Consider the following 13,292-nt stretch of genomic DNA (forward strand, 5'->3'; position numbering starts at 1 on the left):
CTACTACAGCCCGGGTTTCGAGGACATTGCCTCACGGAGCACGCAACTATGAGCGGGACAGTGAACTCGAGCCACTGACACCGCCTCAGACGGACTGTCGTACCGATTGCCCGGCGCACCCGCGAACCATCGTGCGGATGCCGTCACCGACGGACAGTCGCTCCTCTCAGAAGCTAAACAGGTCAATCCCACCCGTGACACCGATAATTTGCCCGGTGACGTAGGACGCCTGCTCCGAGCAGAGGTAGGTGACCATGTTGGCCACGTCTTCCTCCGTGCCGAGGTGACGCATCGGGGTGGCCTCGGCGATGCGAGCGAAGTACTCGTCGACGTTCTCCCGGAGTTCGTCGGGGTTCATGTCCGCCCAGTCCCCAACGACGATGTTCGGCGCGATGACGTTCGACGTGACACCCGATTGGGCACCCTCGAGGGCCATCGTCCGGCCGACGCCGATCATGGCGGCTTTCGTCGCCGAATAGGAGAGTTGACCGAACCCGCCATACCAGCCGGCCATCGAGGACATGTTGACGATCCGCCCCCAGCCGCGGTCGCACATCCGCGGGAACAGTTCCGTGCTGATGTTGTAGGTACCGGTCAGATTGATCTCGATGTCCCGGTCCCAGATCCCGTCGTCGTAGTCGCCGATGCGCGAGCGGGCGTCGACCATCGCCGCGTTGTTGACGAGGATGTCCACGCCGTCGAAGGCGTCTCGAACCTCGGCCATCGAGTCGGCGACGTCCTCGCGGTCCGTGAGGTCACACTCGAGGGCCATCGCCGCACCGCTGTCCGCGGTTTCGTCGATCTCCGCGGCGACCTCCGCCGCGCCGTCGGCATCGATATCGAGGACGACGACGTTTGCGCCCTCCTCGGCCAGCAGTCGACAGTCCGCGCTTCCGATCCGTCCCGCACCGCCAGTGACGACCGCGGTCCGGTCCCGAATGCCAAGGTCCATTGCTCGATTGACTACTTCGTTATTTGACTTAATTATTGTGGGGCGATAGCAGACTCCGCGGCCGAGAAAGACTCCGATAGCGGCGGAACGAGTCCAGTACGGGCGACCACGGATATATGCACAACAGCTATGACGAACGGAGAACTATTCAAACATACGTCATGAACTCCGCAGTCATCGTCGATGCCGTCCGGACGCCGTTCGGGAAACGCGACGGCTCGTTCAGGGACACGCACCCACAGGATCTGGCCGCCGAACCGCTCGAGGCCCTGCGCGAGCGCAACGGGTTCGAGCCCGGGACGATCGAAGACGTCATCTACGGCTGTGTGTCCCCAGTGAGCGAGCAGGGGCTCAATATCGGGCGACTCGCGCCCATGGTCGCCGGCTGGGGCGATGTGGTCCCCGGCGTACAGCTCAATCGGATGTGCGGATCGGGCCAGCAGGCGGCCAACTTCGCGGCGGCGAACGTCATGGCCGGCCAGCACGACGTCCTCATCGCCGGCGGGGTCGAACACATGACCCGCGTCCCGATGGGCTCGGACGGCGACGGCCTGACCGACACCTACTTCGACCACTTCGACGAGCTGACCACGCAGGGCGAAGGGGCCGAGCGAATCGCGGAGCACTACGATTTCACGCGATCGGACCTCGACGGGATCGCCGTCGACTCCCAGCGGCGCTGGAAGGCGGCCTGGGACGAGGGACGGTACGACGATCAGGTCGTGCCAGTCGAGACCGAACTCGAGGGCGAAGAGATCGTCGTCGAACGGGACGAACACCCGCGGCCGGGCACGGACGAGGAAACGCTCGCCGACCTCCCGCTGTCGTTCCGCGAGGAGGGGGAGGGCGTTCACCACCCCGGCAACTCCTCGGGGATCGTCGACGGCTCCTGTGCGCTGTTGATCACGAGCGAAGCGGCCGCCGAAGAACACGGCTGGGAGCCGATGGCCCGCATCGTCCAGACCGAGGTCGTCGGTGTCGACCCCGTCACGATGCTTCGCGGCCCCATCCCGGCGACGGAGAACGTCCTCGAGAAAGCCGACATGTCGGTCTGCGATATCGACCGCTTCGAAGTCAACGAAGCGTTCGCGTCGGTCGTCGCCGCCTGGCTCGAGGAGACCGGCGCGCCCTGGGAGGACGTCAACGTTAACGGCGGCGCGATCGCCCACGGCCACCCGCTGGGCGCGACCGGCGCGATGTTGCTGACCAAGCTGGCCCACGAACTCGAGCGGACCGACCAGGACACCGCGCTCTCGACGATGTGCATCGGCTTCGGCCAGGGTATCGCGACGATCATAGAGCGAGTCTGAGCCGGGCGCGGTCGGCCGACGGGAGCCGAACCCAGCTGGCGACACCGCCGACCAGGGGCGTCTCGAGAGCGAAGCACCGACCGGTGCCCGACAACCGGTTGCCAATTTATGCGATCTCTTACCTATAGCTTTACAATGCTGTATCCTGTCATGAGTGATATGGAGTACCACGACTCCGAGACGGCAAAGGAGGTTGCGGGCCGCGTAGCGGACTTCATGGACGAGGTCGTCATCCCGCGCGAGCGAGAGGCGCTCGCCACGGGCGAGGAGATCACGACGGGCGAGATCGAGGACCTGTGGGAACTGGCCAAGGAACGCGACCTGTTCGCGCCGCAGGTGTCCGAGGAGTACGGCGGACAGGGGCTGGACTTCAGCGACATGCTGCCGTCGTTCGAACAGGTCGGTCGCTCGCTGATCGGCGCGCTCGCGATCCGCGCGAACGCGCCCCAGGAGGGGAACATGCACACCTTGGAGATGGTCGGGACCGAGGAACAGAAAGCGGAGTATCTCCGACCGCTCGTACAGGGCGAACTCTCCTCGGCGTTCGCGATGACCGAGCCCAAGGTCGGTGCCGGCTCGGACCCCAAGATGCTCCAGAGTACCGCGGTCAAGGACGGCGACGAGTGGGTCGTCAACGCCCACAAGTGGTGGACCTCCGACGGACTGGACGCCGATTTCTATCTGGTGATGGCCCGGACCGACCTCGACGCCCACCCCTACGAGGGAACCTCGATCATCCTCGTTCCGCGTGACGCCGACGGCGTCGACGTCCAGCGGAACGTTCCCCACCTCGGCGGCCACGGCATCACCGAGCGCGAGGGCGGCCACGCCGAAGTGAAGTTCGACAACGTCCGCGTCCCCGTCGAAAACACGATCGGCGAGGAGGGGGCCGGGTTCCGGATCGCGCAGATGCGACTCGGCGGCGGCCGACTGACCCACTGCATGCGCTACTCCGGCATGGCCGAGCGCTCGCTCGACATCGCCAAGGCCTACCTGCAGGAACGCGAGGCCTTCGGCACGAAACTCGAGGACAAACAGGCGCTGCGCCATCGGATCGCCGACGCCGAGACGCGTTTGCACGCCGCTCGCTGTATGGTTCGCCACGCCGCGCGCGAACTCGACCGCAGCGACGCCCGCATCGAGGTCGCGATGTCGAAGATGTTCACCGCCAACGTCACCAACGAGACCATCGACCTCGCACTCCAGTGTTGTGGGGGCAACGGGATCGGCAAGGACCTGCCGATCGCCCACTTCTACGAGAACGTCCGTGCGTTCCGCATCGTCGACGGGGCCGACGAGGTCCACCGCCGTTCGATCGCTCGCTGGGCGTTCGAGGACATCGACGAGGCCGAAATCGAGAACACCCTGGAGTTCGACGAGGACCTGCGGATCGACGGCCTCGACGAGTAACGGTCCGGACTCGAGCGAGCCGTTTCGAACCCCGACGGAAAAGCGGGGCTCGCGTCGCCGTCCGAGGATTACGCAGTCCCGTCCGAGAAGGGTACTGTTATGTCAGTCGTCCACAAACCATGGCGGCAATGAAACGCGGACACCGCGCCGAGGTGCGATGCGACGCGCCGACCGACCGGTCGACGACTCTCGCGCGAGCCACGGAGGGCGTCCATGCCGAATAGGCCGCTCGCAGAACTCGAGGCAATGGTCGGCGACGCCCGCGTCACCGTCGAAGCGTTTCGTATCGAACCCGGCAAAGTCGAGGAGTTCGCGCGGGCGATCACGGCCGCAGACCCCGTCTTCCGCGACGGGTCGGTCGCCGCGGACCGGGACTACGATCGCGTCCCCGCGCCGTTGACCTACACGCAGGTCGGCCGATTCCCCCGCTACACGCCCGCCGACGTCGACGGGAAGGGGTTCGATCTGGGCTTCAAGCCGGAGTACGTCCTCCACGGCGAGCAGGCCTACGAGTACGAACGTCCCATCTACGTCGGCGACGTGCTCGAGGGGACGACCACCCTCGTGGACGTCTTTCAGCGCGAGGGCGGTCGTGCGGGGACGATGACCTTCGCCGTCCTCGAGACCGAGTACCGGACGCCGGACGGCGACCTCGTCCTGACCGACCGCTCGACGGCGATCGAAACGGAGGGAGCGGTCGACAACGGCGACGAGAGCGGCGACGGGTCCTCGAGCAACGCGTCGACCGAGCCCGACGGCGGCACCGCGAATCCGGAGCCGGCAGCACCCACGGCAACGGTCGACGAGTTCGATCGCGTCCGCACCGTCGACGGCCTCGAGCCCGGTGCCGCCGGCCCAACCGTCGTCGTCCCGAACCTCGAGCGCCAGCAGTTCGTCAAGTACGCCGGGGCCAGCGGCGACTTCAACCCGATCCACTACGACGAGCCCTACGCGACGGCGGCGGGCAACGAGAGCGTTTTCGGCCAGGGGATGTTCACCGCCGGCGTCACCTCGCGGGTCGTCGCCAACTGGTTCGAGCTGCGGGACGTAACGAGCTTCGGCGTGCGGTTCCAGTCCCGGGTCTTTCCCGACGAGACAATCGTCGCGAGCGGCGAAGTCGCCGAGATCGACCCCGACGCGGGAACGGTCGAGACGGCACTCGAGGCCCGGACGACCGACGGCGAGACGCTGCTGACGGGGACGGCGACCGCCGCTCTCGAGTGAACAAGGCCACACTCGGTTGTGGCTCCGGCGCGAACCCGGACTCGCGGCCCTGTCGGAGCCCCGCCCGAAATGGTCGCCACTGAAACGCGTTCCGGACTGACCGTAACGCCGTCATGCGGTCAGGTGTGTAGTGACGTGGAGTGACTCCTGTAGTGCGCCCGTCGTGCTCGAGGCACTGTGGCAGGCGGATGGGGCCGGCGTCACGGTACTCGCCGAGCGGACGGGGCTCGCGAAGAGCACGGTTCACGCCCATCTGACGACGCTGCGGTCAAAGGGGTACGTGGTCCAGGAGGACGACGAATATCGGCTGAGCCTCCGATTCCTCTCCTTCGGCGAGCACGTCAAACACGCCGAGTCGCTGTACGCGGCGTCGGAGACCCCGATCGCCGAGCTATCGGAGCGGGTTGGGGAACGAGTGCTCTGTTCGACACACCAGAACGGACTGGGAACGGTCGTCAACGTCAGCGAGGGCACCCGGTCGTTCACCAGCGACATCGATGTCGGGACGCACACCTATCTGCACAGTTCGGCCGGCGGAAAGGCCATGCTCGCCCACTTCCCCGAGGAGCGAATCGACGGGATCATCGACGAGTGGGGACTCCCGGTTTTTACCGAGGACACGATCGGCGATCGCGACGCCCTCGTCGATGAACTCGCCGCGGTTCGCGAGGCGGGCGTCGCGTACAGTCGCGAGGAGTACCTCCAGGGGATCAGTGCGATCGCCGCTCCGATACGCGACACCGACGGCACCGTCTACGGCGCGGTTACCGTCACCGGACCGGACCGCCGACTCGCGAACGAGTGGGAAGAACGCGACCTCCGCACTCAGTTGCTGTCGACGGCGAATACGATCGAGGTGAATCTGCTGTTCTCGTAGCCGTTCGATGACAGTGAACACATCGCGTGTCACTCGAGACATCGCGGGGGCCCGTCGGTCCCGCTCGACCGGGAACTCAGTGCGTCATCGACCACTGAATTACAGAGATATGGCTGTAATATCGGTCTCGGTCGTGACGCCGGACAAATTCCCCTCGAATACTCGAACCCGTTCGACTGAGACGGACCATTGTTTATCAAGTATGAAATAGTACCACTATTCCAGCTATCTATGAATAATGAAACGACCGTAGAGATCGCGAACTCGGCGAGCGATCGGTAACTCCGCTCCGGCTCTCGGAGAGACCATTTCGGAGTCTCCGTATCACGCGTACGGTACTCCGAACTGGAACCACTCGAGACCGGCGTCGAAGCGGCGTCTCGGCCACTGAAGCAACGGACTGTCGCCATTGATCACCCGGGCTCCGTGTTTCACGGTCGGCCCATTCATGACAGATCAATTATTACATTCGGGAATGGAAAATATTGGAGAATGGGAGGCGGGGTCATCGTTCCGGCGACGCACCGCTCGGTCGCAGGCCCCGTGCGATGGTAGACTTCCACTGTTCGGCTACAGTGAATATTTCGAAAACAACGTCGGGGATAGATCGAAAATGATGAACGAATTTATGTGCCGCCCGCTCGATACGGGATCTATGCGACTTGAAAACAAGACAGTAGTTATCACGGGTGCGGCGTCGGGTATCGGACAGGCGACGGCCGAGCGCTGCGCCGAGGAGGGCGCACGCGTCATCGTCACTGATGTCGATATCGAGGGCGGAGACGCGGTCGTACGGGCGATCGAGGACGCCGGTGGGGAGGCCGCGTTCCACGAACTCGACGTCACCGACAGCGACCAGTTCCACGCGGTCATCGACGCGGTCGCCGACGACGACGGCCTCGACGTGCTGATCAACAACGCCGGGACCGGCCATCCGGCCGGGAGCCTCGAGGACGTCGACGACGATATGCGCGACTTCGTTATGAACGTCAACGTCAACGGCGTCTGGAACGGTTGTCACGCCGCGCTCCCCCATCTGAAATCGCAGGGCCACGGTGCCATCGTCAACGTCGGGTCGCTGGCGAGCATCCTCGGGCTCCCCAAGCAGGCTGCCTACTCGATGAGCAAGGGTGCGGTCCTGAACATGACGAAGGCGGTCGCCGCGGAGGCCGGTCCGTACGGCGTCCGCGCGAACACGGTCTGTCCCGGCTTCACCGAGACCTCCCTGCTCGACCGGTACCTCGATGAGCAGGAGAACCCCGACCGGGCTCGCGAGCAACTGATCGAGCAGTACCCGCTCAAGCGCCTCGCCGAACCCGAAGAGATCGCGGACGCGATCCTGTTCCTGGCCAGCGACGAGTCCTCGTTCGTCAACGGCCACGGACTGGTCGTCGACGGCGGTTTCTCGGCCTGAACTGCGCCGCCACACCGCCGTCGTCTCACTCCCCGTGGACCAGCGCCACGCTCGCGAGTTGGTCGCCGGCGGTCACGGTCGCCTCGCGAGTGAGCGCGTAGAGTATGCCCTCCCGGTCGGCACGCGCCTCGTGGAGCGGGTCGTAGCGCGTCGGATGATAGACCGTCCCCAGAAGCGTTCCGTCGGCGATCGACTCACCTACCTCGAGCGACGGGTTCGGGCGGAAGAGCCCGGAGTCGTCCGCGGTGACCTGGCCGCAGTGGTTTCGGGCGACGACCTGCTCGCGCTCGGGAACGGTGCCGGGCAGCAGACCGAGATACCGACAGACATCGCAGAGGCCGTCGACGCCCGCCTCGATGACGTCCTCGAGGAGTTGTTTGTTGTGGGCGAGTTCGGGCGTGATCGACGGGAGGTTTTCCTCGGCGGCGACGACGCGAAGTTTGCCCGCGAACCCGCGGCGGTGCCACTCGTCGGAGGCGTCCTCGGCTGCCCGTTCGGACAACAGGAGGTCGGCTCCGAACGCTTCGGCGAGTCGGCGGGAGCGCTCGTCACCCTCGCGGTAGACGACGTGGGGAAGCATATCGGGGCTCCCGGTGTGGAGGTCGACGAGCGCGTCGGCCGCCGTGACGTACTCCCAGAGGCGGGCGGCCATGCGCTGGGTGATGCTCCCGTCGCTGTTGCCCGGCCAGATTCGGTTCATGTTGGGATTGACGCTGTCGAATTGCTCCGGCGTCGTGTACGAGACGCGATCGAACGTCAGCGGGTTCGCGACGGGAACGGCGATCACGGTTCCGGACAGCGACTCGAGGGGCAGCCGCTCGTGGAACCGCCGCAACACCTCCGTTCCGTTGATCTCGCGGCCGTGCTGGGCGGCCTGCACGTACAGCGTCGGCCCCGGCTCGTCGCCGCGGTAGGTGTGGACCGTCGTCGTCAGTTCAACGCCCGACGGCAGCCGGGCGAGCGGTATCTGCTTGGCCGTGTGCGTGCCTCCGGTCATATCCCGTCGTTCCACGCCCGGCGATATGTACCTGCGGCCGCCCGTTGCCGAGTCGGGAAGGTCGATGGATCGGTACGGGAAGGCGGCCACCAGCTGTCCCCGCACAGCCGTCTCACAGCGCCACTCGGGGAACGACAGGGCTACTGCGTATCGGTCGTCAGTACTCGAATCGGCCAGCCGAGACCACTAGCGTTTTCACTTGTCCCGCCGTTCCGGCTCCTATGGGAGACGTTACTGCTACGCTGCACACCAACAAAGGCGACATCGATGTGGAACTCTACGACGAGCGCGCACCGCGGACCGTCGACAACTTCGTCGGACTCGCGACCGGCGGGAAGAGCTGGACCGACCCCGAAACGGGCGAGGAAGTCGAGGATGAGCCGCTGTACGATGACGTGGCCTTCCACCGCGTCATCGAGGACTTCATGATCCAGGGCGGCGACCCGACCGAGACCGGTCGCGGCGGCCCCGGCTACGAGTTCGATGATGAGTTCCACGACGACCTGCGCCACGACGACGAGGGCATCCTGAGTATGGCCAACTCCGGCCCCGACACCAACGGCTCGCAGTTCTTCATCACGCTCGACGCCCAGCCACACCTCGACGGCCGCCACTCGGTCTTCGGCAAAGTCACCGACGGGATGGACGTCGTCCACGAGATCGGCTCCGTCAACACCGACGCCAACGACCAGCCGAAAGAAGAAGTCGTCCTCGAGTCGGTCTCCGTCGACTACGAGTAAGGAAGACAGATCGCAGCCGAGTCCGAAGCCGGTTTTTTGCGAGTCCCCCCGTACTCAAGAGAGCCGTCGACGGCAGCGTTCGAGAGCCGTTGGTACCGTAGTCCTGCTCTGAGATACTCGGCAGCTACTCGCTCGAGTGTGGATTCTCGGGGGTGAACCACCGGGCGATACCACTTGACTCCCCGGACCACTGCGACTGGCGGGTCGCCCACTCGATTGTGAGTTTGCCGGCGATCACGAGCGACGAGATCCCGAGTTCGGTCACGGTCGCCGTCTCGAATACGAGCGCGATCGGCCAGAGCAACAGCGGGAAGACGAGCTGTGCAAATATCGTCAACAGAAACCAAAAGACGATCACGCGGATCGGGAGTTCCGCGATCGTCGCTGCGGACAGTCGTTCGTGCCGTCGGTGACCGAAGAACTCGCGTCGAATCGTCACCAACTGCGAGACGAACAGCAAACACGCATTCAACAGAATCACCGGGGAGAACGCGTTCCCGATGATCGAAACGACATCGCCGATCGGGACACCCTCGCCACTTGCCGAGAGTTCGAGGGTTGCGCGAGCGGGCATGAGTACCATTAACACTGCGAGGCACCACCAAAACACGAGTCCCCAGACGAGCAGGCCGATTGCGTACCGAACGTTTCGAGGATACACCGGTGGGATTCGATCGAAGGGCTGTATCGGGGCTTCTCGAGCGTTCACGAACGGGAGAGAGAACGAAAGCGGGTCGATATTTCGATCGGCTGGTCGCGATTCCCGTTTTGCGAACAACAGCAGTCCGCTGTAGAGCACGACGAAACTGCCGATCTCGAGCCAGTATACGAATAACACCTCCTCGGGGTGCCAATCGAGGAACGCGATTCCGGCCAGTGGAAACAGATTGGCAATGAGAACAGGGAGAAACAGTACCCCACTGTTTGCCTGTGCTCTCCTGACCATCATGCTACTCTAGCCGCAATGGTCTAATAATTCTTTCTTCTTATGTCAGAAACACAATTAAGCGTATAAGTCATAGAATAACGATAGTTATAAATATAATTATATTCAATATATTATTGTATGTCTGAAAAAGACATAGAAGATATACCAAGACGAAAAGCACTCTTGACTGCCGGTGGATTCGGAACTATACTGGTTGGATACCCTGGCATTGCAGCGGCCGACGATGATTCCAATAACAATTCCAAACGGGAACAGGCATATAGGGAATCTGAATACATCCTAGAGAGGGATTACTGGACCAACGAAAACGGGGATGTTACGCTTGAGAATGCAGAGATAGATCAGTGGAGTGTCACTACCTACAAACAAGAGGACCAAAATAACGGCCTCAATACCCAATCCTCCAAACAGGTAACCGATATTCAAATATATGTGGGAAAACACAAAAATGCAGACCCACCCAGCGGACAACCAATCATTGAACATGAAACCGAGTCCGAATCCGAAGTTTCGCAAGTGCCAGTTGAAACGACGGCATCTCCAGATCTGTACAGAACGCTCGCATCGGGTGAAATCCCCAACTCTGCGCCCGAACTGGGAGGGACCGATTGGGCGATTAATATGGGAATTCAAGTTAATGCAACAGCATTATCGGCCGAAGCGGACCTCTCGGTGAAGATTGGTGCATCAGAGATCACACTTTGGAGCGTCGGTATTAGTTATGGCCAAAGTAAAGGATTTTGTACAGATATCTCACCGAGTCAATTCCCTGTTGGGATCGAACCATGTATCGATCTCAAGTGGGACGGTCAGAACGAGATTACGGTAGGTGGGTCTGTAGATCTCTGTGTCCCGCCTGAGGATATATGCGGGAACTTGGTTGACTGTCAATACTGTCTAGGTGGAGTAGGAATCAGTGAAACTTTCAGTTGGTAATCGAATCGTCCAGGTGTTTTTATTTTAATCAACAAATATCCTGGAACTGGAACGCAAAACACGATACAGTCGAACCCTACATAATAAGCGACGGTAGAATTCAATGTCCGAACAACGCAGGTTCGAGCGCGACCGGCCGCCGCTTGCGACCCGAATCCGATACCGTTAGGTCAACCCCGCGCCCACGGACAGTATCACTCGCTATCGCCGACCGCTACTGGCCGCCGTTGGCTCGAGTCTCGGACTCGTGCTCGCGGGCTGTACGAGCGACGGCGGAGATGAGACGACCCCCGACGCGGACGAATCCGTGACGAGCGCAGCGGTAGAGGGAGACCGTACGGCGACGCTGCACACGAGCGAGGGCGACATCGAGGTCGAATTCTACGGCGACCGCGCGCCTCGAACCGTCGAGAACTTCGTCAGGCTCGCAACGGGCGAGCGCGCGTGGATCGACCCCGAAACGGACGAAACAGTCGAGGGCGAACCGCTGTACGACGACGTGCCCTTCCACCGCGTCATCGAGGACTTCATGATCCAGACCGGCGATCCGACCGGGACCGGCCGCGGCGGCCCCGGCTACGAGTTCGACGACGAGTTTCACCCCGACCTCCGTCACGATGAGGCGGGCGTACTGAGTATGGCCAACGCCGGCCCCGACACCAACGGCTCGCAGTTCTTCATTACACTCGCTCCGCAACCGCACCTCGACGGCCGCCACTCGGTCTTCGGCACCGTCACCGACGGGATGGACGTCGTCCGCGAGATCGGCAGCGTCGACACCGACGGCAACGATCGGCCGACGGACCCCGTCGTCCTCGAGTCCGTCGCCGTCGACACCGAGTGACTCGACTGGTATCCATTTAGGGACGGCAACACTAGGTGTGGTATGAGTTGGACAGCCGACGACGTTCCCGACCAGCGCGGCCGCACGGTCGTCGTCACGGGCGCGAACAGCGGTCTCGGCCTCGAGACGACCCGTGAGATCGCGCGCAACGGGGCGACGGTACTCATGGCCACTCGAAGCACCGAGCGCGGCGAGGACGCGGCTCGGGACGTTCGCGAGGACGTTCCCGATGCCGACCTCCGCGTCGAGGAGTGTGACCTCGCGAACCTCGAGTCGGTCCGGTCGTTCGCGGACCGACTCGCGGACGAGCCGATCGATGTCCTGATCAACAACGCAGGAGTCATGGCGATTCCGCGATCGGAGACGGACGACGGGTTCGAGGCCCAGTTCGGCATCAACCACCTCGGACACGTCGCGCTCACTGGACTCCTCCTCGAGACCCTGGCGACCGACGAGGGCGACCCGGCGCGGGTCGTCACCGTCTCGAGCGGCATCCACGAGCGCGGCGAGATCGATTTCGACGACCTCCAGGGCGAGGAGGCCTACGACAAGTGGGACGCCTACGCCCAGTCGAAACTGGCGAACGTCCTGTTCGCGTACGAACTCGAGCGGCGGTTCCTCACCGCAGGAATGAACGCCGAGAGCATGGCCGTACATCCGGGCTACGCGAACACGCAGTTGCAGTTCCGCGGTCCAGAGCAGAGCGGGAGTCGACTCCGAATGGCGGCGATGAAATTGATGAACACGGTGGTCGCACAATCGGCCGAGATGGGCGCGCTCCCGACGCTGTACGCCGCGACCGCGCCAGGGGCCGAGGGGGGCGCGTACTACGGCCCCGGCGGCCTGCTGTACATGCGCGGCGCGCCCGAACGGCAGGCTTCCTCGGATCGTTCCTACGACGAGGAGACGGCCCGCCGACTGTGGGCGGTCTCGGAAGCACTGACCGGCGTCAGCTACGACCTGCCGGAACCGAAGGGAGAAGTCTCGGCGTAAGACCGCTCTCGGTCTCTCCGCGTCGCCCCAACCGTAACGTGAAAGACGACGCGGCCGAAGGAATATACAATGAGCAACGACGGCATTCAGCGCGCCAGTGACATCGGCTCGGCCGATGCGCCGCCGGTCGACGAAAAACCCTACAAGATCGTCTTCGAGGCCAACAAGTGCTTCGGCGCGGGCAAGTGCGCCGAGGTCAGCGCCAACTGGGAGATGTCCATCGCCTCGGGCATGGCCCAGCCGAACGAGTACTTCTTCGACGAGGACGACCTCGAGCACAACATCCGCGCCGCGGAAATCTGTCCGGCGAAGAAAGACGACGGCTGCATCCACGTCGTCGACCGCCGGACCGACGAGGAGATCGCGCCCGATCCACACGGTGACGGCACGCTGAGCGTCGACTGGTAGGGACTCGTGGCCGGAAGCGGCGAGCGCACACCGAAACGCACATCCCCGCCCCGCGACAATCTTCGCGTGCACTTCTGTGCGAGGGTAGCCAAGCAGGCCAACGGCGGTGGGCTTAAGACCCGCTCCCGTAGGGGTCCTTGGGTTCAAATCCCAACCCTCGCACTCGTCACGAACACTTCGTGAGTGACGAGTGCGTAACGCGGGGTTTGAACGAGAGAAGTCGCAGCGCCCGAGCGAA

13 protein-coding genes and 1 tRNA gene are annotated in these 13,292 nt (G+C 63.3%); 11 read left to right on the top strand and 3 right to left on the bottom strand.

What is annotated here, in order from left to right:
- Positions 1-166: 166 nt before the first annotated feature.
- Complete coding sequence (locus tag C487_RS01795) at positions 167-952, bottom strand: SDR family NAD(P)-dependent oxidoreductase (RefSeq protein ID WP_006183958.1); 786 nt, start codon at positions 950-952, stop codon at positions 167-169.
- A gap of 161 nt (positions 953-1,113) precedes the next feature.
- Here C487_RS01795 and C487_RS01800 point away from each other — a divergent pair, with 161 nt between their 5' ends.
- The 5 genes from C487_RS01800 (at position 1,114) to C487_RS01820 (ending at position 7,187) form a co-directional block, all read left to right on the top strand.
- Positions 1,114-2,262, top strand: a complete 1,149-nt coding sequence (locus C487_RS01800; protein WP_006183959.1) for a thiolase family protein — start codon at positions 1,114-1,116, stop codon at positions 2,260-2,262.
- 159 nt (positions 2,263-2,421) lie between these two features.
- Positions 2,422-3,672: an acyl-CoA dehydrogenase family protein gene (locus tag C487_RS01805; RefSeq protein WP_049907785.1), complete on the top strand. Its 1,251-nt coding sequence runs from the start codon at positions 2,422-2,424 to the stop codon at positions 3,670-3,672.
- Positions 3,673-3,885: 213 nt separating this feature from the next.
- A complete protein-coding gene (locus C487_RS01810; protein ID WP_049907787.1) occupies positions 3,886-4,896 on the top strand; it encodes an FAS1-like dehydratase domain-containing protein in 1,011 nt (336 codons plus the stop codon).
- Positions 4,897-5,026: 130 nt separating this feature from the next.
- Positions 5,027-5,773 (top strand): IclR family transcriptional regulator, encoded by a 747-nt coding sequence (locus tag C487_RS01815; RefSeq protein ID WP_006183962.1) that lies wholly within the window; start codon positions 5,027-5,029, stop codon positions 5,771-5,773.
- A gap of 655 nt (positions 5,774-6,428) precedes the next feature.
- On the top strand, positions 6,429-7,187 hold the full coding sequence (locus C487_RS01820) for an SDR family NAD(P)-dependent oxidoreductase (protein ID WP_006183963.1): 759 nt from the start codon (positions 6,429-6,431) through the stop codon (positions 7,185-7,187).
- A 25-nt stretch (positions 7,188-7,212) separates the two neighbouring features.
- On the opposite strand, the gene C487_RS01825 is transcribed toward C487_RS01820, so the two are convergent.
- Positions 7,213-8,184, bottom strand: coding sequence for a succinylglutamate desuccinylase/aspartoacylase family protein (locus tag C487_RS01825; RefSeq protein WP_006183964.1), 972 nt, complete (start codon positions 8,182-8,184; stop codon positions 7,213-7,215).
- Between the two features lie 221 nt (positions 8,185-8,405).
- Here C487_RS01825 and C487_RS01830 point away from each other — a divergent pair, with 221 nt between their 5' ends.
- A complete protein-coding gene (locus C487_RS01830) occupies positions 8,406-8,924 on the top strand; it encodes a peptidylprolyl isomerase (RefSeq protein WP_006183965.1) in 519 nt (172 codons plus the stop codon).
- 124 nt (positions 8,925-9,048) lie between these two features.
- Here C487_RS01830 and C487_RS01835 read toward each other — a convergent pair whose 3' ends face one another.
- On the bottom strand, positions 9,049-9,870 hold the full coding sequence (locus tag C487_RS01835; protein WP_241431050.1) for a DUF6498-containing protein: 822 nt from the start codon (positions 9,868-9,870) through the stop codon (positions 9,049-9,051).
- 120 nt (positions 9,871-9,990) lie between these two features.
- On the opposite strand from C487_RS01835, the gene C487_RS20030 reads away from it, so the two are divergent.
- The 5 genes from C487_RS20030 (at position 9,991) to C487_RS01860 (ending at position 13,216) form a co-directional block, all read left to right on the top strand.
- Complete coding sequence (locus C487_RS20030; RefSeq protein ID WP_152422454.1) at positions 9,991-10,809, top strand: hypothetical protein; 819 nt, start codon at positions 9,991-9,993, stop codon at positions 10,807-10,809.
- Between the two features lie 247 nt (positions 10,810-11,056).
- Positions 11,057-11,653 carry a peptidylprolyl isomerase gene (locus tag C487_RS01845; RefSeq protein WP_006183968.1) on the top strand — a complete coding sequence of 199 codons (597 nt, stop codon included), beginning with the start codon at positions 11,057-11,059 and terminating at the stop codon, positions 11,651-11,653.
- Between the two features lie 42 nt (positions 11,654-11,695).
- Positions 11,696-12,646, top strand: a complete 951-nt coding sequence (locus tag C487_RS01850; protein ID WP_006183969.1) for an oxidoreductase — start codon at positions 11,696-11,698, stop codon at positions 12,644-12,646.
- 69 nt (positions 12,647-12,715) lie between these two features.
- Positions 12,716-13,054 carry a hypothetical protein gene (locus C487_RS01855; RefSeq protein ID WP_006183970.1) on the top strand — a complete coding sequence of 113 codons (339 nt, stop codon included), beginning with the start codon at positions 12,716-12,718 and terminating at the stop codon, positions 13,052-13,054.
- Positions 13,055-13,132: 78 nt separating this feature from the next.
- Positions 13,133-13,216 (top strand) — tRNA-Leu (locus tag C487_RS01860).
- The last annotated feature ends 76 nt before the right edge of the window (positions 13,217-13,292 follow it).

The organism is Natrinema pallidum DSM 3751 (assembly GCF_000337615.1).
Classification (GTDB): domain Archaea; phylum Halobacteriota; class Halobacteria; order Halobacteriales; family Natrialbaceae; genus Natrinema; species Natrinema pallidum.

Coding starts and splice junctions, on each gene's coding strand:
- C487_RS01810 (WP_049907787.1), top strand. CDS start 3,886: ATGCCGAATAGGCCGCTCGCAGAACTCGAGGCAATGGTCGGCGACGCC.
- C487_RS01835 (WP_241431050.1), bottom strand. CDS start 9,870: ATGGTCAGGAGAGCACAGGCAAACAGTGGGGTACTGTTTCTCCCTGTT.
- C487_RS01820 (WP_006183963.1), top strand. CDS start 6,429: ATGCGACTTGAAAACAAGACAGTAGTTATCACGGGTGCGGCGTCGGGT.
- C487_RS01805 (WP_049907785.1), top strand. CDS start 2,422: ATGGAGTACCACGACTCCGAGACGGCAAAGGAGGTTGCGGGCCGCGTA.
- C487_RS01795 (WP_006183958.1), bottom strand. CDS start 952: ATGGACCTTGGCATTCGGGACCGGACCGCGGTCGTCACTGGCGGTGCG.
- C487_RS01800 (WP_006183959.1), top strand. CDS start 1,114: ATGAACTCCGCAGTCATCGTCGATGCCGTCCGGACGCCGTTCGGGAAA.
- C487_RS01825 (WP_006183964.1), bottom strand. CDS start 8,184: ATGACCGGAGGCACGCACACGGCCAAGCAGATACCGCTCGCCCGGCTG.
- C487_RS20030 (WP_152422454.1), top strand. CDS start 9,991: ATGTCTGAAAAAGACATAGAAGATATACCAAGACGAAAAGCACTCTTG.
- C487_RS01855 (WP_006183970.1), top strand. CDS start 12,716: ATGAGCAACGACGGCATTCAGCGCGCCAGTGACATCGGCTCGGCCGAT.
- C487_RS01850 (WP_006183969.1), top strand. CDS start 11,696: ATGAGTTGGACAGCCGACGACGTTCCCGACCAGCGCGGCCGCACGGTC.
- C487_RS01830 (WP_006183965.1), top strand. CDS start 8,406: ATGGGAGACGTTACTGCTACGCTGCACACCAACAAAGGCGACATCGAT.